The following is a 17,789-nucleotide window of genomic DNA, read 5'->3' as shown; positions in this document are numbered from 1 at the left end:
AGACGGAGGTGATGGAGGTGACGCAGGCGACCGACGGCCAGGTCTCGTACCTCACCCTCAACCGGCCCGAGACCCTCAACGCCCTCACCCCCGGCCAACGGGACCTGGTCATCGAGCTGTTGGGGCGGGCCTCGGCCGATCCGGACGTCCGCGCGGTCGTCCTCACGGGCACGGGCCGCGGTTTCTGCGCGGGCGCCGACCTGCGGGGGGCGGCCACCGGCGGGGAGCGGGTCGCGGGTGACGTGGCGCGCACGCTGCGCCTGGGCGCGCAGCGCCTGATCGCCGCCGTACTGGACTGCGAGAAACCGGTGATCGCGGCCGTGAACGGCACGGCGGCCGGGCTCGGCGCGCATCTGGCGTTCGCCTGCGACCTGGTCGTCGCGGCCGAGTCGGCGCGGTTCATCGAGGTGTTCGTACGGCGAGGACTCGTGCCGGACGGGGGTGGCGCGTACCTGCTCCCCCGGCTGATCGGGCCGCAGCGGGCGAAGGAGCTGATGTTCTTCGGGGACGCGCTCACCGCGGCGGACGCCGAACGCCTCGGTCTGGTCAACCGGGTCGTGCCGGACGCCGAGTTGGACAAGACCGCCCGCGCCTGGGCGGAGCGGCTGGCCGCCGGGCCCACCCGGGCCCTCGCCCTCACCAAGCAGCTCGTCAACGCCTCCCTCGACACCGACCGTGCCGGCGCGTTCGCCGCGGAGGCCGCCGCGCAGGAGATCAACATGACGACGGCGGACGCGCGGGAGGGCGTAGGAAGCTTCGTGGAGCGCAGAAGCCCTGAGTACAGGGGCCGCTAGCCTTCTCATCTGACGACCTGTCAGGTTCAATGGAGGGCGTGATGGGACAAGCCGGAATGGCCGAAGCCGCCGTCCGCTACCTCAGGGCAGCCGGGGCGCAGCCCGTGGAGGCGTTGCCGCGGCCCGAGTTGCGGTGCGTAGGCGAGGACGAGCGGGCGCCGGTCGACCAGGCCGAGTTCCGCCGGGTGCTGGGGAACTTCGCGACCGGAGTGACCGTGGTGACGGCACCCGCCACCGACAGCGGGGCCCCGCCCGCCGGTTTCGCCTGCCAGTCCTTCTCCTCCCTCTCCCTCGACCCGCCCCTCGTCGCCTTCATGGTCGGCCGTACGTCGACGACCTGGCCGCGGATCGCCCGCGCGGGCGTCTTCTGCGTCAACGTCCTCGGCGCCCACCAGGGCGAGCTGTGCCGCGGCTTCGCCGTCAGCGGCCGGGACAAGTTCGCCGGCGTCGTCTACGACGCGTCCCCCGCCTCCGGCTCCCCACGCCTCGCCGACGCCCTCGCCTGGATCGACTGCACGATCCACGCGGTGCACACGGGCGGCGACCACCTCATCGTGGTGGGCCGGGTGGACGACCTGGGGGCGTCCGACATGGACGAGCCGCCGCTGTTGTTCCACAAGGGGCGGTTTCTCTGACCGAAGGCCCGGAGGTCCCTCGGCGAGGGGCCGAGCGGGGCGGATCGCGCGTGCTCGCGAGGGTGACGCGCATTCTCATCGAATTGATTGACGCTCTCCGGCGCCCCGGAGAAGGCTGGCTCCTCGGGTGTCTCCGGAGCGCGCTCGAGTGCCGACAGGACACGCGGGCCGCGAAGGACGTGCGAACACTCACCGGACGAGCGCCATGGAACGGGTCGTCACGCAAACGTGGGGAGAAGTTCATGACCGAGTGGATTCTGGCATTCGACGCCGACTGCCGTTTCTGTGAAGAAGTCGTCGATCGGGTGGGGAACTCCGTCGACGGAACGCTGACCACCGCGGGCCTCACAGAACCCAGGGTCCGTGCGCTGCGCGCGCGTGCGCTGGGGGACGGGGCCGAGTGGGCCCCGACCCTGCTGGCGGTCGACGGCGACCGTGTGCGGGCCTGGACCGGTACCGCGCTGTCCCTGCGCCTGGCTCGGCTGTTGGGGCCGTCGGACTCGCTGCGGGTGGTGCGCGCGCTGCGCGGCCTCGACGCGCTGCGGTCACCGGGCCGCCGGGGAATCCTCAGGGCGGTGCCGGGGCTGGCCCTGGGGACGTTCCTGGTCACCGGCGGCCTGGCGACCTCACCCGCACAGGCGGTGTCCCGCGCCAAGGGGAGCAAGGCGTCGCGATGGGTGCACGCCCATCGCGACCGACTGCCCACCGGCTACGCCGAGTTCGTCTCCTATCCCGCGGACTACCGGCGCGCCGTCTACGGAGCGCTGCCCGCCTCGGCCCGGAGCGATCTGTGGGTGGCGCACTTCGCGCACTACCGGAAGACGCACCCGGGTCTGTCGGCCGGGCAGTCCGCCGTCCTGGACGACGCGACACGGCTGGCACCGCAGATCATCGCGGGACGCGGGAAGGGAGCGGCCGCCGACGATCTGGAGACGGCGGTGGTGTCGGCGTTCGGCGAGAGCGGCGCCCGCGCGGTCCTCAGGACGCTCGGCCCCGCCGACACGCACAGCGCGACACCTCGGCGCGCCCAGGGCGTCCAGGCCGAGGACTGCAATTCCCGGTGCGGAGTGGGGACCGGCAGCTGCTCCTCGGTGTGCTACAGCGGGTGCACCTGGACGGACTTCGGCTGCGGCCCACTGTGGCTGGCGCCGTGCAGCGGGCTCTGCAACTGAGCTTTCCCGCACGTGGGTTGCGCCTTCCGCCAGCGGCCGGCCGTGGCACATGAGGTCGGTGGTGAACGGGTCCGGGCGGTCCGGGGTCCCGGACCGCCCGGCGATCCGCCGCCCCTGTTCCACGGCCCTCCAAGCCGGCGCCACCTCGCTCGACAAGGGCCAGGCCGACACCGCCGCCGTGTCGTGCGCACAGACGGCGAGGGTGCCGTATCCCTGTGGACCGAACAGAGCGGGGACGACGAGCACCGCATCGGGGATGACAGAGCCGTACCCCACCTGAACTAGGCCGTCACCGGCACAGAGGCCACCGGCCGGCGCCGGATCACCAGCGCCATCAGCGCCGCCGCCGCGCAGAGCGCGCCCGAGGCGTACCAGACCATGTCGTACGTCCCGAAGACGTCCCGCGCGACGCCGCCGAGGAAGGCCACCAGCGCGGCGCCGACCTGGTGGGAGGCGAGGACCCAGCCGAAGACGATGGCGCTGTCGTCGCCGTAGTGCTCGCGGCACAGCGCGACGGTGGGCGGGACGGTGGCGACCCAGTCGAGGCCGTAGAAGACGATGAAGAAGACCATCGGCGGGTGGACGGACGGGGCGAGCAGCATCGGGAGGAACAGCAGCGAGATGCCCCGCAGCGCGTAGTAGACGGCGAGCAGCCGGCGCGCTTCGAAGCGGTCGGTGAACCAGCCGGAGGCGATCGTGCCGATGACGTCGAACACGCCGATGACCGCGAGCAGTGAGGCGGCCGCCTGGACCGGCATGTGCTCGTCGTGGGCCGCGGGAATGAAGTGGGTCTGGATCAGGCCGTTGGTGGAGGCCCCGCAGATCGCGAAGGTGCCCGCGAGCAGCCAGAAGGGGCCGGTGCGGGCGGCCTTGAGCAGGACGGTGACCGCGCGCCGGGCCGCCCCGGGCACGGGTTCCGGCTTCGGTACGAACTCCTTGGCGCCGTAGGGCTTCAGGCCCACGTCGGCCGGGTGGTCGCGCAGCAGCAGCCAGACGAAGGGGACGACGGCGAGGGCGGCCAGCGCCACGGTGACCGCCGGCGGGCGCCAGCCCTGGTGGTCCACCATCCAGGACAGGACGGGCAGGAAGATCAGCTGCCCGGAGGCCGAGGCGGCGGTGAGGATGCCGGTGACCAGGCCGCGCCGCTCACTGAACCAGCGGTTGGTGACCGTCGCCGCGAAGGCGAGCGCCATCGAGCCGGAGCCGAGACCGACCAGCAGGCCCCAGCACAGCAGCAGTTGCCAGGCCGCCGTCATCCACACGGTCAGACCGGAGCCGAGCGCGATCAGGCTCAGGGCGACCGCGACCACCCGCCGGATGCCGAAGCGGTCCATCAGGGCGGCGGCGAAGGGCGCGGTGAGCCCGTACAGCGCGAGGTTGATGGAGACCGCCGCGCCGATCGTGCCGCGCGACCAGCCGAAGTCCTGGTGCAGGGGGTCGATGAGCAGGCCGGGCAGGGAACGGAAGGCGGCCGCGCCGATGATCGTCACGAAGGTGACGGCGGCGACGAACCAGGCCCGGTGCACACGGACGCGGCGGCGCCCGGGGCCGGTCTCCTGGACGGCATCGGCATCGGCGACGGCGTCGGTTGTCTGGGTCACGACATACAGCTTCCGGTCCGCGCCCGCCACGATCGAGTGGCCCGAAGGTCAGCGTTCGCTAGGATCGGGCCATACGATGGAGCCATGAGCCGTGACCCGGAGCAGCGCCCGCACCGCGTGACCGTCCCGCACCGCGTGACCGTCCCGCACCGCGTGGCCGTCCTCGCCCTCGACGGCCTGCTCCCGTTCGAGCTGGGCATCCCGCACCGGATCTTCGGCCGCCCCAGGGACGCCGGGGGACGGCGCCTGTACGAGGTCCTCACCTGCTCGATCCGCCCGCCGGGCCCGGTGCAGACCGACGCCGACTTCACCGTCCACGTCGAGCACGGCCCGCAGGCGCTGGCCACCGCCGACACCGTGATCGTCCCGGCCTCGTACGAACTCGGCCCGGTCTTCGAGCAGGGCGTCCTGACCGAGGAGCTGGCCGCCGCCCTCGCGCACATCCGACCCGACACCCGGCTCGCCTCGATCTGCACCGGCGTGTACGTCCTGGCCGCCGCCGGCTACCTCGACGGCCGCCCCGCCACCACGCACTGGGCCGACGCCGAGCATCTCCAGCGGCTCTTCCCGCGGATCGAGGTCGACCCGGACGTGCTGTTCGTCGACGACGGCGACGTCCTGACCTCCGCGGGGGTCGCCGCCGGGATCGACCTGTGCCTGCACATGGTGCGCCGTGACCACGGCACGGCGGTCGCCAACGAGGTGGCCCGCCGCACCGTCGTACCGCCGCACCGCGACGGCGGACAGGCCCAGTACATCCACCGTCCCGTCCCGGACCCGCAGCAGGCCACCACGACCTCGGCGCGCGCCTGGGCGCTGGGGCGGCTGCACGAGCCGATCCAGCTGCGGGACATGGCCGAGCAGGAGGCCATGTCGGTCAGGACCTTCACCCGCCGCTTCCGCGAGGAGGTCGGCGTCAGCCCCGGCCAGTGGCTCACCCAGCAGCGCGTGGAGCGCGCCCGGCACCTGCTGGAGTCCACGGACCTCTCCGTCGACCAGGTCGCCCGCGACGCGGGCTTCGGCACGGCCCAGTCGATGCGGCAGCATCTACAGGCGGCGCTCGGGGTCACCCCGACCGGGTATCGGCGCACCTTCCGCACCGGCGGCGATGTCGACGACCGGTCCCCGAGCCGTACTTGACCGCTGCTGTCGGCTCTCTCCCCACCAGCCGAGCGCCGTCAGCAGCAGGCCCAGGCCCACGCCGGCCAGGATGGCCGTCGACGGAGCCACCACCTGGAGCAGGGCACCGGCGAGAGAGCCCGTCGCCGCGTAACCGGCGCCCGCGGCCGCGTACATCACGGAGTACCCGGCGGCCACCGCGCCGGGCGGCACGGCCTCGCGCAGGGACAGGTTGCGGGTGATCAGCGCGCCCGACTGGAGCGTGCCCGCCAGGACGAGGGCGACCGCGATCCCGGCCGCGCCCGGTATCAGCGCGGCGAGGGCCACGAAGGCCGCCATGCCGCCCATCAGGACGAGACTGCGGGTCCGCAGCCGCCCCGGCCACGACCGCAGTCCGTACAGGAACGCCCCGACGCCCGCTCCCACCGCCAGCCCCGCCAGCATCGGACCGGACCAGCCGACGCCGATCCCGCGCTGCTCCAACAGGGCGGGCAGGGTGAGTTCGGCCAGGCCGAGCAGGGTGAGGCTGGCCGCGCCCGTGACGTACACCGGCCAGGCGCGTATCAGCACACGGAGCTTCACGCGGCCCGTGTCCCCGTCGTCGTCCGCCCTGCCCCAGCCGGCGGGCAGCAGTCGGTGGGCCACGATCGCCGCGGCCATGAGCGCGGCCCCGAGGAGCAGCGGGACGCGCGGGGCGACCCCGAGGGCGAGTCCGGCGACCGCGACGGGGGACACGGCCCACACCCCGGACATCAGCATCGACTCGGTGGACAGCGCCTGCGCCACGGCACGTTCGGGCACCAGCGAGGTCAGCAGCGTCCGCTGACCGCCGGCCACCGCGGCCGGCGCGGCACCGGCCAGGAACGCGAACGCGCCGAGCACGAGCGGATGCGCCCCCGCCAGCACCCCCAGCCCGGCGAACCCCACCGATCCGCCCACGAGCCCGACCGTGAGATGCCGACGCCCCCGGGCCGGATCCATCCGCATCCCGAGGACCGGAGCCCCGAGGATCTCGCCGAGCACATAGGCCGCCGCGAGCGCCGCACCCAGCGGGTAGCCGCCGGGCCGCTCCCGCACCAGGAAGACCAGGGCCAACGGCGCCATGGCGACCGGCATGCGGGCGGCGACGGCCGCGCCGGCCCAGATCAGGACCTGCTTGGAGGCCACATCACGGTAGGTCATGCGTCGACGCTAGGCGCCGCCACCGACAACGCCCCACGGATTTTCCGCCACCTGTGGACAACCCCGACGAACAACCCTTATGGGCAGGCCGATGGTCGACCCCGACCGACCCTAGAACGTCAGTACCCCCCGAGCCACCCGCCCCGCCTCCGCGTCCCCGGCCGCCTTCTCGAAGTCCTCGACGGGATAGGTCTGCGTCACCAGCTCGTCCAGCAACAGCCGCCCCTGCCGGTACAGCTCGGCGTACAGCGCGATGTCCCGCTGCGGCCGCGAGGACCCGTACCGGCAGCCCAGGATGGCCTTGTCCAGGTACATCGACGAGACGAGGAAGGACGCCTCGGCACCAGCGGGCGGGACGCCGAGCAGCACCGCCTGCCCATGACGGTCCAGCAGGTCGATCGCCTGCCGGATCAGCTCGACCCGCCCGACGCACTCGAAGGCGTGGTCCGCGCCGTTGGGCAGCAGCTCCCGCACGCCCTCCGTGGACGTCAGGAAGTCGGTCGCGCCGAACCTCCGGGCCACCGCCTCCTTCGCCGGATTGGCGTCCACGGCCACGATCCGCAGCGCGCCCGCGATCCGCGCCCCCTGCAGGACGTTGAGCCCGATCCCGCCCGTGCCGATCACCAGCACGCTGTCCCCGTGCCGCACCCGGGCCCGGTTGAGCACGGCACCGACGCCGGTCAGCACCCCGCATCCGATGAGCGCGGCCGAGGGCATCGGGATGTCCTTCGGGATCCGCACCGCCTGCACGGCCCGCACCACGGTCCGTTCCGCGAAGGCGGAGTTGGACGCGAACTGGAACACGGGCCGCCCGTCCCGCGTGAACGGCCGCCCCGGCCGCCCGATCGCCTGCCGGCACATCGTGGGCCGCCCCCGGTCGCAGTCGGCGCAGGCCCCGCAGTTGGCGAGCGTGGACAGGGCCACATGGTCCCCGGGCGCCACATGCCGCACCCCCGCGCCCACGGCCTCCACCACCCCCGCCCCCTCATGCCCCAGCACCACAGGCACCGGGAAGGGGATGGTCCCGTCCACCACGGACAGGTCGCTGTGGCACAGCCCCGCCGCCGAGATCGCGACCTGCACCTCACCGGGCCCGGGATCCCGTACGACGAGATCGTCCACGACCTCGATCCGCTTCCCGTCGAACACCACGCCACGCATCACACGGCCCCACCCTTCGGCTCCCTCGGCAGACCGAGCACGCGCTCGGCGATGATCGTGCGCTGGATCTGGTCGGAACCCCCGTAGATGGTGTCGGCCCGCGAGAACAGGAACCGCCGCTGCACATCGTCCAGTTCATACGGCTCCGAGGCCGTCCACTCCCCCGGCCCCACCGCCCCCGCCGCGCCCCGCACCAGCATCGCCAGCTCCCCCAGCCGCTGGTGCCAGCCGCCCCACAGCAGCTTGGCCACGCTGGGCGCCCCCGCGTCGCCCGAACGCCCCAGCGTCCGCAGCGCGTTCCACCGCATCACCCGCAACTCGGCCCACTGCCGCACCAGCCGTTCCCGCACGACGGCATCCCGCACGGCCCCGGTCCCCACGGCCAGGTCCACGACCCGCCCCAACTCCTCGGCGAACCCCACCTGTTGGGCCAGCGTCGACACCCCCCGCTCGAACCCGAGCAGACTCATCGCCACCCGCCAGCCGCCCCCCTCGCCCCCCACCACATGCTCCGCACGCGCACACGCCCCGTCGAAGAACACCTCGTTGAACTCACTCGTCCCGGTCATCTGCCGAATCGGCCGCACCTCGATCCGCCCCGGCTGATCCATGGGAACGAGCAGAAAACTCAGCCCGTGATGCCGCCGCGACTCCGGGTCGCTCCGCGCCAGCACGAAACACCAGTCCGCCTCATGAGCCAGCGAGGTCCAGATCTTCTGCCCGGTGACCCGGTACGTCCCGTCCGAGCCCCGCTCGGCCGTCGTCCGCACCCCCGCCAGATCCGACCCGGCCCCCGGTTCGCTGTACCCCTGACACCACAACTCGTCCCCGGCCGCGACCGCCGGCAGAAACCGCGCCTTCTGCTCCGCCGACCCATGCGCCAGCAAGGTCGGCCCCAACAGATTCTCCCCAATATGCCCCGACCGCGAAGGCGCCCCCACCCGCACATACTCCTCGGCCCAGACGACCTGCTGGGTAAGAGTGGCGGTTCGATTGCCATAACCGCCCTCACCCCAACCCAGCCCTATCCAGCCGGACTTCCCGAGCGTCCGCTCCCAGGCCCGCCGATCCTCCGAGCGACCGTCGGCATGGGCAGCGAGCCATCCCCTGGCCTCACTCCGAAAGGCCTCATCCTCACCAGTGAACCCGAACTCCACGAGGGGTCTCCTCCCAACAAGGGCCGCGTGCAGACGCCTTCAGGGGCGCGGGGAACTGCGCGACCAGCCACAACAAACCCGCAGCCGCCACACGACAAAGCCCCCCGAGCTCTTAGGCATCAGACCTCCGAGAAAGCAACGGCATCGGATCCACCCCCACAGACCCCGGCAAGAACTCCGCGATCATCTCCGGACTCCAGGAACCGCCGGAGGCATACGCGGCCCGCAACTCCCTCGGCTGCGCCCACACCGCAATCTTCGCCCCCGCAACCGTGTACACCTGCCCGGTGATCTCCCGAGCCCGCGACGACAACAGGTACACCACCAGCGCCGCCACATCCTCCGGCTCACCGATCTCCACCAACCCGCCCGGCACCTTCGCCGACATCCGCGTACGAGCCACCGGCGCCACCGCATTCGCGGTCACCCCATACTTGTGCAGCCCCAGCGCGGCGCTCCGCACCAGCGAGATCACCCCACCCTTCGCCGCGCTGTAGTTCGCCTGGGACACCGACCCTTGGTGATTCCCACTCGTGAACCCGATCAACGTCCCGGCCCGCTGCTGCCGCATCACCGCGGAGGCGGCCCGGAACACGGTGAACGTGCCTTTCAGATGCGTGGCGATGACCGGGTCCCACTCCTCCTCGGCCATGTTGAACAGCATCCGCTCGCGCAGGATCCCGGCGACGCACACCACGCCGTCGAGCCGGCCGTAGGAGGAGAGCGCCACGTCGACGACCCGCTGCCCGCCCGCCATCGTGGAGATGTCGTCGGCGACGGCGACCGCTTCCCCGCCCGCCGCCTCGATCTCCTTCACCACACCCGAGGCGATCTCACTGGTGGGGGACGCGCCGTCCACGGAGACGCCGTAGTCGTTGACGACGACCCGCGCCCCCTCGGCCGCCGCGGCCAGGGCCACCGCCCGTCCGATGCCCCGCCCGGCGCCCGTCACGGCGACGACCTTGCCTGCCAAGAAGTTCCCCACGCCGGACCCCTTCCCGCGGTTTCTGACGGACCGTTAGATTTTATGACCCGTCAGACCGCAGGACACAAGCCCCGGGAGGGCCCCATGTCGCTGCCCGCCGCTTTCCACGAGATCGCCAAGCGCGTGAACAACTGGGGCCGTTGGGGGGCGGACGACGAGATCGGCACGCTCAACCTGATCACCGACGAGGTGGTGCGCCGGGCCGCGGCCGAGGTCCGCACCGGGCGCCGGATCCCCCTCGCGCTGCCGCTCCGGCAGGACGGCGTGCAGACCGGGCTGATCCCGGGGCGGATCAACCCCCTGCACGCGATGACGCAGATCAACCAGGAGATCTTCGGCCCGGGGACGGTGGCGTGCAGCGACGACGCCGTGACGATGGGGCTCCAGGCGGCCACCCACTGGGACGCGCTCACCCACGTCTCGCACTCGGGCCTGCTCTACAACGGCCGCCCCGCCACCACCATCACCGCGCACACCGGCGCCGAGTTCAGCGGTATCGACAAGGCACGGCACATCGTCTCGCGGGGCGTGCTCCTGGACGTGGCCCGCACGCTGGGCACCGACCGCCTGGACGGCTCGCACGCCGTCACCCCGGAGGACCTGGACGCGGCCGAGGAACTCGCCGGCACTCGGGTGCGCGCCGGTGACATCGTGCTCGTACGGACCGGGCAGGTGCGGGTGTATCTGGCGGGCGGGAGGGAGGCGTACGGGCATCCGTCACCGGGGCTGTCGATCCGCACCCCGGAGTGGTTCCACGCGCGGGACGTCGCCGCGGTCGCGAACGACACACTGACCTTCGAGATCTTCCCGCCCGAGATCGAGGATCTGTGGCTGCCCGTGCACGCGCTGCACCTCGTGGAGATGGGCATGCTCCAGGGCCAGAACTGGAATCTCGAAAAGTTGTCCACAGCCTGTGGAGAAGTTGGCCGCTACAGCTTCCTGCTGTCGGCGATGCCCGAGCCGTTCGTCGGGGCGACCGGCACACCGGTGGCACCGGTCGCCCTAATGTGAGCGAAGCCCCGCGCGAGGAGGGCGGGCCGGCGGTACGCCCTGCTCACCCCGAGCCCGGCACGACGCACCACCGACCACTTCCGGCGTACCCGCCCCAACCCCTCTCGGCCCCGAGGGAGCCTGACGCCGAATCACGACCCACACTCGCCGAGGGCCTCCGTCACCGAAGCCCTCGCCGTCCCCTCACGGCGAATCGCTGACCACCAGCGTGATCAAACGGTCACGCGGCGTCAACACCCGTTCGGGGATTTATTACTTATGCACGGTTTCCCGGAGGCGCGCACGGAAGCATGTCGGGCGCACGAACTCCCCGCCGACGCAGGGGCGACAGCGTTTTCCGCGACCGTGCGCCAGGTCACCGGAGGGTGGGCACGCGCCCGGAACGCCGTGCGCCGGTCATACGACCTCGAAGGCCAGCCCTTCGTAGGCGGAGGCGTCACCGGCACAGGCCGTGGCGGACTCGCGGGACTGTTCGCACCGGTCCAGTTCGCACCAGATGCGCTTGCCGGCCCCCTCGGGGCTCCAGCCCCAGCGGTCGGCGAGACCGTCGACGAGGGCCAGACCCCGGCCGCCCGTCTCCTCGCCGTCGACACAGCGCGGCACCGGCGCCCGGTCACTGCCGTCGGCCACCTCCAGGCGGACGGTGGCCGACTCCGCGACCACCCGCGGCAGACTGAGCCGCAGCACGGCCGGACGGCCGGTGTGCACCACGGCGTTGGTGACCAGCTCGGAGACGAGCAGGATCAGCGTCTCGGCGAGCGGATCGTCGGACCCTATCCCGGACCCGGCGAGCCGCGAGCGGGCCCAGCTCCGGGCCCGCCCCACCTCCGCGGGGTCGGGCCGGATCTCCAGCTGCACTTGAAGCACCTGCACCGCTCACACCATCCGAACCGGCGGACACATAGCCCCGCGCCTCACGAGGGCCACGATCGTAGCCATTTTTTGCATGACCAGAACAACGGCCGGGGGAGCGGCCGGGGCCGGGGTCACGGAACGTGAGTCCCTTGTGGGACAGCATGGTTGACGGAAAGTCACGCCAACAAGCGCTTCGGGCATATTCCAGCGCGAAGGAGTACCCGTGCGCGATACTGTGCGACGCTCGTCGCCAAGGGTCGAACAGGCGGGAGCCCGACGGCTTCCCACCCCGCGAACAGCGACGCGCACCGCCGGGTCCGGAGCCGCCCCAGGGGCAACACCGGCACGGCTCGTGCTCGGAACCACTCGCATCCCACACAAGGTACCGGAGCCCACCCGCCCCTCCGGGGCGCAACGAGTCACGCCTAGGACACAACCCGATATCAACGCTCCGTGATTCCGGTATGCCACAATCCGCGACACGCGTTCGGGCCGACCCCCCGGTATCGCAGTCCAGCGGCCCTGACGGTCGGTCAGGACAACAGGTCGGCCGCGAGGACTTCCTCACTCTCCGTGTCGGCTCCGGCACGTTGCGCCCGCACCCAGGCCCGCTTGAGATGCAGATGCACCTCGCTCTCCCAGGTGAACCCCATGCCGCCGTGCACCTGGAGGCAGTCCCGGGCACCGCGCACGGCGGCCTCGTCGGCGAGCAGCCGGGCCGCCGCGATGTCGGCCGGTCCGGCGGTGACGGCGGCGGCGTACACCGCCGCACGGGCCACCTCCGTCCGCACCAGCATGTCGGCGCACAGATGCTTGACGGCCTGGAAGGCCCCGACCGGCCGCCCGAACTGCTCGCGCGTCCGCGCGTGTTGCACCGCCAGCTCGCACACACGCCCGGCCGTGCCCAGTTGTTCGGCGGCGGTGAGGAGGACGGCGACGGGATCCGCGGCCGCCGGCGAACGCACCGCGTGCAGGGGTGTGAGCGGATCGACGGACCGGATCGCCACCGCCCCGTCCGTGTCCCCCCGCACCACGTCCGCCGCCTCCAGCCACTCCACCAGCTCCCCGTCGACGGCCGCCACGACCGCCTCCCCGGTGGCCGCCCCCGGCACCGTCCCCGCCGCGAGGTGCGTGGCCACCAGTGGCCCCGGCAGCAGCGCGCGGCCCGTCTCCTCGAAGGCCAACACCGCCTCCGGCAGCCCGAGTCCGACCCCGCCCTCGGCCTCGGGCATCCGCAGCGCGAAGAACCCCGCCGCGCCGAGCTCCCGCCACAGCGCACGGTCCACCCCGGGCCGCGCCACGGCCGCCCGCAGCGCCGCGCCGTCGAAGCGACGGGCCAGCAGCTGTCGTACGGCGTCCCGCAACGCCCGCTGTTCGTCGGTGGGTTGGAAGCGCATCGTCACGGCCCCTTCGGCAGGCCGAGGATCCGCTCGGCCACGATGTTCCGCTGGATCTGCGAGGTGCCGGCGGCGATGGTGTACGACAGCGAGGACAGCCGGTCCAGGGTCCAGGGGCCGTCCAGGTCGAGGGAGCGCGGCCCCAGGACATCGGCGGCGGCGTCGTAGAGCTCCTGCCGTGCGTGCGAGTACCGCAGCTTGAAGACCGACCCGCCGACGCCCGGTACGCCGCCCGTCCGCTCCGCCTCGCTGACGTTCCACTGGGTGAGCCGCCACAGGGCGCGGAACTCGGCGTTGAGACGGCCGAGGCGGCGGCGCAGGACGGGGTCGTCCCAGCGGCCGTTCTCCCGTGCCGTGCGGGCGAGTTCGCCGAGGACGCGGCGGCAGGACACCACCTCGCCGACGAAGGCCGTACCGCGTTCGAAGGAGAGGGTGACCATGGTGACGCGCCAGCCGTCGTTCTCCGCGCCGACCCGGTTGGCGACCGGGACGCGGACCTCGTCGAGGAACACCTCGGCGAACTCGGCCGACCCGGCGAGGGTGCGCAGCGGCCGGACCGTGACGCCCGGCGCGGACATGGGCATCGCCAGCCAGGTGATCCCCCGGTGCTTGGCCGCCGTCGGGTCGGTGCGCACCAACAGCTCGCACCAGTCGGCCACTTCGGCGTGGGAGGTCCAGATCTTGGAGCCGCTCACCACGTAGGCGTCCCCGTCCCGCCACGCGCGCGTGCGCAGCGACGCGAGGTCGGAACCGGCGTCCGGTTCGCTGAAGCCCTGGCACCAGACCTCCTCGCCGCGCAGGATCGGCGGCAGCCAGCGGGCCCGCTGCTCCGGCGTGCCCTCGGCGGCGACGGTCGGCCCGGCGTGCAGGAGTCCGACGAAGCCGGCGCCCACATAAGGGGCCCCCGCCCTCTCGGTCTCCTCCAGGAAGATCAGCCGGGTGGCCGGGGACGCGTCCCAGTGCACCTCCCCGTACCCGGCGTCGTACAGCGTCCGCTGCCAGCCGAGGTCGTAGGCGCGGCGGGCGGGCCAGTCGTCCGGGGACGGCTTGGGCGGCAGGGTGGGCAGCACCTTGGCGAGCCACTCCCTGAGCCGCGCCCGGAACTCCTCCTCCTCGGGCGTGTCCGACAGGTCCATCGCGGACTACCGGTCGAGGTCCAGGTCGAGCATGCGGATCGCGTTGCCCCGCATCAGCTTGTAGACCGTCTCGTCGTCGAGGCCCTTGACGTGGTCGAGGGCGACCTCCTTGGTGTGCGGGAAGGTCGAGTCGACGTGCGGGTAGTCGGTCTCGAAGGTGGCGTTGTCGCGGCCCACCACGTCCAGCGAGGCCACCCCGTGCTTGTCGCGGAAGAAGCAGCAGAAGATCTGGCGGTAGTAGTACGTCGACGGCGGCTCGGGGATCGTGTCGCGGACCCCGCCCCAGGCGCGGTGCTCCGCCCAGACGTCGTCGGCGCGTTCCAGGGCGTACGGCACCCAGCCCATCTGGCCTTCGGAGTAGGCGAGGGTCAGGCGCGGGAACTTCACCAGGACGCCGCTGAAGAGGAAGTCCATCATCGAGGCCATCGCGTTGTTGAAGGACAGCGAGGCCTGCACGGCGGGTGGGGCGTCGGGGGAGGCGGCCGGCATCTGCGACGACGAGCCGATGTGCATGTTGACGACCGTGCCGGTCTCCTGGCAGACCGCGAAGAAGGGGTCCCAGTAGCCGGAGTGGATCGACGGCAGGCCCAGGTGGGTGGGGATCTCGGAGAAGGTCACCGCCTTCACCCCGCGGGCGGCGTTGCGCCGGATCTCCGCCACGGCGAGGTCGACGTCCCACAGCGGGATCAGACAGAGCGGGATGAGCCGGCCGCCGCTGCCGGCGCACCACTCCTCGACCATCCAGTCGTTGTAGGCGCGCACACAGGCGAGCGCGACCTCCTTGTCGTGCGCCTCGGCGAAGGTCTGGCCGCAGAAGCGGGGGAAGGAGGGGAAGCAGAGGGACGCCTCGACATGGTTGAGGTCCATGTCCTTGAGCCGCTCGACCGGGTCCCAGCAGCCGGGCCGCATCTCCGCGCGGGTGATGCCCTCCAGCGTCATCTCGTCGCGGTCGAAGCCGACGGCGGCGATGTTGCGCTTGTACGGGAACTTCAGGTCCTCGTAGATCCACCAGTCGGTCGGCTGGCCGTCCGGGTCCATCGTGATCCGGTACTTGCCGCCCACGTAGGCGAGTTCACCGATCCCGGCGGTCAGGGGCTTCGGGCCGCGGTCCCGGTACTTCCTCGGCAGCCAGGTCTCGAAGAGGTGCGCGGGCTCGATCACGTGGTCGTCGACGCTGATGATGCGGGGCAGTTCGGTCATGGGTCCCCCCACTCGGCCGTACCGATACCTGATGGACCGTCAGATCCGTCGTCACAAGCAGGCTAGTGCCGGGCCCCTGGACCGACAAGGCGCCGAGCCCTACGCTCTGGCCACCGATCTGACTACCCGTCAGCTACCGGCGAGTGAGCCGAAGGGGCGCGCCGGTGTCGAGAGTGCGAGCGCGCGGAGGCCCGAAGGGTCGAGCACGGTCGTGGTCTCGACACCGGCTACTGCGCCCCGGAGGCGAACCGAGCCTCAAACAAAAGGAGCGGCCGCCGTGAACGACACCGCGCACGCGCTCAGCACCTCCCGCACCCTCTGGGACCTGGTCACCGCCCGCGCCGACCTCACCCCCGACCGGCCGGTCCTCCTCCAGGACGACCGCACACTGGGCTTCGGCGAACTGCGCGACCGGGCCGAACGGGTCGCGGCCGGCCTGTACGACCTCGGCGTACGCCCCGGCACGGTGGTCGCCTGGCAGCTGCCCAGCCGGGTCGAGACGGTCCTGCTCTCCTGCGCGCTGGCCCGCCTGGGCGCCGTCCAGACCCCGGTCATCCCCTTCTACCGGGACCGCGAGGTCGCCTTCGCGCTGCGGGAGTCCAAGGCGGAGTACTTCGCCGTACCGGGCGAGTGGCGCGGCTTCGACCACACCGAGATGGCCCACCGCCTGGGCGCCAAGGGCGTCTTCGAGGCCTACGACCGGCTCCCCGACGCGGACCCCCGGGTGCTCCCCGCCCCGCCCGCCGACGGCCGCCCGGTCCGCTGGATCTACTGGACCTCCGGCACCACCTCCGCCCCCAAGGGCGTCCTGCACACCGACCGCTCCCTGATCGCGGGCGGCTCCTGCCTCGCCCACGCCCTGCGCCCCACCGCCGCCGACATCGGCTCGATCGCCTTCCCCTACGCCCACATCGGCGGCCCGGACTACCTGGTGATGATGCTGCTCTACGGCTTCCCGGCGGTGTTGTTCGAGCAGTTCGCGATGCCGGGCGCACTGGAGGACTACCGCCGGCACGGCGTGACGATCGCGGGCGGGTCGACGGCGTTCTACTCGATGTTCCTGGCCGAGCAGCGCAGGCGGCCGGACGGGAAGGTCGTCCCGACGCTCCGGCTGCTCGCGGGCGGCGGGGCTCCCAAGCCGCCGGAGCTCTACCACGCCGTCGTACGCGAGATGGGCGTCCAACTCACCCACGGGTACGGCATGACCGAGGTGCCGATGATCACGATGGGCTCGCCGGAGGACAGCGCGGAGATGCTGGCGACGACGGAGGGGCGACCGCCGGAGGGGATGGAGATACGGATCGTGGACGGGGAGGTGCGGCTGAGGGGGGAGGCCGTCTGTCAGGGGTATCTGGATCCGGCGCAGACCGCGGCGGCCTTCGACGAGGAGGGGTTCCTGCGCACCGGGGACCTGGGGCGGCTCACGGAGAACGGGCATCTGGTGCTCACCGGGCGCCTGAAGGACGTGATCATCCGCAAGGGCGAGAACGTCTCGGCGCAGGAGATCGAGGACCTGCTGCACGGGCACCCGCTGGTCGGCGACGTGGCGGTGGTCGGGCTGCCGGACGCCGAACGCGGTGAGCTGGTGTGCGCGGTGGTGGAACAGCCGCCGGGGGCCGGGGAGCTGACCTTGGCGGCGGTGACGTCGTACCTGCGCGCGGCAGGGCTGGCGACGCACAAGCTGCCGGAGCGGCTTGAGGTCGTGGACGCCCTTCCGCGGGGCGAGACGCTGCGCAAGGTGCTCAAGTACAAGCTGCGCGAACGCTTCTCGGGAAGCTGACGGTCACTCGGGGACGGTGGGGAACGGTCACTCGGGGACGGTGGGGAACGGTCACTCGGGGACGGTGGGGAACGGTCACTCGGGGACCGTGAAGAAGCGGGCGAAGGCGGTCACGATCTCCGTCTCGCCGATCCTGCCGTCGGTGTCCGCGTCGAGGGCGGTGGCGGCCGTCCGGGCGGCCTCCTCCTCCGCGCCGAGGGCCTTCAGCACCCGCACGGTGTCCTCGACGGTGGCCCGGCCGTCCCCGTCGCCGTCCGCCACGGCCAGGGCCGCGTGCAGGAAGGGGCGGGCGATCTCGGCGAACCGGTCGGGGTTGTCGCGCAGGCGCTTGACCGCGCCGCCCACGAACTCCTCCCGGGTGATCCGCTGGTCACCGTCCCGGTCCGCTATGCCGGCCATGCCCTGCCAGAACGCCTCCGCGCCGATGTACAGGGCCTGGCCCTTGTCGGAGCGGGCCGCCGTACCGAACTCGTCCAGCAGCGCCTTGGCCGCCGTGTTGAAGTCCGCGCGGTCGATGTAGCCGTTGCCGTCCTGATCGAAGGTGGCGAACCGGGCGGCGATCCTGCGCTCGTACTCGCTGCTGACCATGTCTTTTCGGGCCGCC

General features: G+C 72.3%; 16 protein-coding genes. 6 read left to right on the top strand and 10 right to left on the bottom strand.

Features of this window, described 5'->3' with window-relative positions; genetic code table 11:
• Positions 1-11: 11 nt before the first annotated feature.
• The 3 genes from K4B79_RS24820 to K4B79_RS24810 all read left to right on the top strand — a co-directional run bounded on the left by K4B79_RS24820 (position 12) and on the right by K4B79_RS24810 (position 2,601).
• A complete protein-coding gene (locus K4B79_RS24820) occupies positions 12-794 on the top strand; it encodes an enoyl-CoA hydratase/isomerase family protein (RefSeq protein WP_232029416.1) in 783 nt (260 codons plus the stop codon).
• Between the two features lie 41 nt (positions 795-835).
• Complete coding sequence (locus K4B79_RS24815; RefSeq protein ID WP_232029106.1) at positions 836-1,429, top strand: flavin reductase family protein; 594 nt, start codon at positions 836-838, stop codon at positions 1,427-1,429.
• 242 nt (positions 1,430-1,671) lie between these two features.
• Positions 1,672-2,601 (top strand): bacteriocin fulvocin C-related protein, encoded by a 930-nt coding sequence (locus K4B79_RS24810; RefSeq protein WP_232029105.1) that lies wholly within the window; start codon positions 1,672-1,674, stop codon positions 2,599-2,601.
• A gap of 281 nt (positions 2,602-2,882) precedes the next feature.
• On the opposite strand, the gene K4B79_RS24805 is transcribed toward K4B79_RS24810, so the two are convergent.
• Positions 2,883-4,202, bottom strand: a complete 1,320-nt coding sequence (locus tag K4B79_RS24805) for an MFS transporter (protein ID WP_232029104.1) — start codon at positions 4,200-4,202, stop codon at positions 2,883-2,885.
• 84 nt (positions 4,203-4,286) lie between these two features.
• Here K4B79_RS24805 and K4B79_RS24800 point away from each other — a divergent pair, with 84 nt between their 5' ends.
• Positions 4,287-5,342 (top strand): GlxA family transcriptional regulator, encoded by a 1,056-nt coding sequence (locus K4B79_RS24800; RefSeq protein ID WP_232029103.1) that lies wholly within the window; start codon positions 4,287-4,289, stop codon positions 5,340-5,342.
• Here K4B79_RS24800 and K4B79_RS24795 read toward each other — a convergent pair.
• The 4 genes from K4B79_RS24795 to K4B79_RS24780 form a co-directional block, all read right to left on the bottom strand.
• Positions 5,250-6,503 (bottom strand): MFS transporter, encoded by a 1,254-nt coding sequence (locus K4B79_RS24795; protein ID WP_232029102.1) that lies wholly within the window; start codon positions 6,501-6,503, stop codon positions 5,250-5,252. The two genes, K4B79_RS24800 and K4B79_RS24795, sit on opposite strands and share 93 nt — an antisense overlap.
• Before the next feature lie 111 nt (positions 6,504-6,614).
• Positions 6,615-7,664 (bottom strand): Zn-dependent alcohol dehydrogenase, encoded by a 1,050-nt coding sequence (locus K4B79_RS24790; protein WP_232029101.1) that lies wholly within the window; start codon positions 7,662-7,664, stop codon positions 6,615-6,617.
• Entirely contained in the window at positions 7,664-8,821 is a 1,158-nt protein-coding gene (locus tag K4B79_RS24785) for an acyl-CoA dehydrogenase family protein (protein ID WP_232029100.1), read from the bottom strand. Before K4B79_RS24785 ends, K4B79_RS24790 begins: the two co-directional genes overlap by 1 nt.
• Positions 8,822-8,933: 112 nt before the next feature.
• Positions 8,934-9,806 carry an SDR family oxidoreductase gene (locus K4B79_RS24780; protein WP_232029099.1) on the bottom strand — a complete coding sequence of 291 codons (873 nt, stop codon included), beginning with the start codon at positions 9,804-9,806 and terminating at the stop codon, positions 8,934-8,936.
• An 84-nt stretch (positions 9,807-9,890) separates the two neighbouring features.
• On the opposite strand from K4B79_RS24780, the gene K4B79_RS24775 reads away from it, so the two are divergent.
• Positions 9,891-10,817: a cyclase family protein gene (locus tag K4B79_RS24775; protein ID WP_232029098.1), complete on the top strand. Its 927-nt coding sequence runs from the start codon at positions 9,891-9,893 to the stop codon at positions 10,815-10,817.
• 396 nt (positions 10,818-11,213) lie between these two features.
• Here the strand turns inward: K4B79_RS24775 and K4B79_RS24770 are convergent, their stop codons facing one another.
• The 4 genes from K4B79_RS24770 to K4B79_RS24755 form a co-directional block, all read right to left on the bottom strand.
• A complete protein-coding gene (locus K4B79_RS24770) occupies positions 11,214-11,690 on the bottom strand; it encodes an ATP-binding protein (RefSeq protein ID WP_232029097.1) in 477 nt (158 codons plus the stop codon).
• 515 nt (positions 11,691-12,205) lie between these two features.
• A complete protein-coding gene (locus tag K4B79_RS24765) occupies positions 12,206-13,069 on the bottom strand; it encodes an acyl-CoA dehydrogenase family protein (RefSeq protein WP_232029096.1) in 864 nt (287 codons plus the stop codon).
• 2 nt (positions 13,070-13,071) lie between these two features.
• Positions 13,072-14,205, bottom strand: coding sequence for an acyl-CoA dehydrogenase family protein (locus K4B79_RS24760; protein WP_232029095.1), 1,134 nt, complete (start codon positions 14,203-14,205; stop codon positions 13,072-13,074).
• Between the two features lie 6 nt (positions 14,206-14,211).
• A complete protein-coding gene (locus K4B79_RS24755; RefSeq protein WP_232029094.1) occupies positions 14,212-15,405 on the bottom strand; it encodes an amidohydrolase family protein in 1,194 nt (397 codons plus the stop codon).
• A 277-nt stretch (positions 15,406-15,682) separates the two neighbouring features.
• Between K4B79_RS24755 and K4B79_RS24750 the strand changes: the two genes are divergently transcribed.
• Positions 15,683-17,185 (top strand): class I adenylate-forming enzyme family protein, encoded by a 1,503-nt coding sequence (locus K4B79_RS24750; RefSeq protein ID WP_232029093.1) that lies wholly within the window; start codon positions 15,683-15,685, stop codon positions 17,183-17,185.
• A gap of 75 nt (positions 17,186-17,260) precedes the next feature.
• Here the strand turns inward: K4B79_RS24750 and K4B79_RS24745 are convergent, their stop codons facing one another.
• Positions 17,261-17,773, bottom strand: a complete 513-nt coding sequence (locus tag K4B79_RS24745; RefSeq protein ID WP_232029092.1) for an EF-hand domain-containing protein — start codon at positions 17,771-17,773, stop codon at positions 17,261-17,263.
• Positions 17,774-17,789: the final 16 nt, after the last annotated feature.

The organism is Streptomyces lincolnensis, from assembly GCF_021173675.1.
Classification (GTDB): Bacteria; Actinomycetota; Actinomycetes; order Streptomycetales; family Streptomycetaceae; genus Streptomyces; species Streptomyces lincolnensis_B.
Note: the sequence above shows the minus strand (reverse complement) of the source record. Positions and strands in the feature narration are given on the sequence as shown.

Coding starts and splice junctions, on each gene's coding strand:
- K4B79_RS24820 (WP_232029416.1), top strand. CDS start 12: ATGGAGGTGACGCAGGCGACCGACGGCCAGGTCTCGTACCTCACCCTC.
- K4B79_RS24815 (WP_232029106.1), top strand. CDS start 836: ATGGGACAAGCCGGAATGGCCGAAGCCGCCGTCCGCTACCTCAGGGCA.
- K4B79_RS24810 (WP_232029105.1), top strand. CDS start 1,672: ATGACCGAGTGGATTCTGGCATTCGACGCCGACTGCCGTTTCTGTGAA.
- K4B79_RS24800 (WP_232029103.1), top strand. CDS start 4,287: ATGAGCCGTGACCCGGAGCAGCGCCCGCACCGCGTGACCGTCCCGCAC.
- K4B79_RS24795 (WP_232029102.1), bottom strand. CDS start 6,503: ATGACCTACCGTGATGTGGCCTCCAAGCAGGTCCTGATCTGGGCCGGC.
- K4B79_RS24790 (WP_232029101.1), bottom strand. CDS start 7,664: ATGCGTGGCGTGGTGTTCGACGGGAAGCGGATCGAGGTCGTGGACGAT.
- K4B79_RS24775 (WP_232029098.1), top strand. CDS start 9,891: ATGTCGCTGCCCGCCGCTTTCCACGAGATCGCCAAGCGCGTGAACAAC.
- K4B79_RS24765 (WP_232029096.1), bottom strand. CDS start 13,069: ATGCGCTTCCAACCCACCGACGAACAGCGGGCGTTGCGGGACGCCGTA.
- K4B79_RS24760 (WP_232029095.1), bottom strand. CDS start 14,205: ATGGACCTGTCGGACACGCCCGAGGAGGAGGAGTTCCGGGCGCGGCTC.
- K4B79_RS24755 (WP_232029094.1), bottom strand. CDS start 15,405: ATGACCGAACTGCCCCGCATCATCAGCGTCGACGACCACGTGATCGAG.
- K4B79_RS24745 (WP_232029092.1), bottom strand. CDS start 17,773: ATGGTCAGCAGCGAGTACGAGCGCAGGATCGCCGCCCGGTTCGCCACC.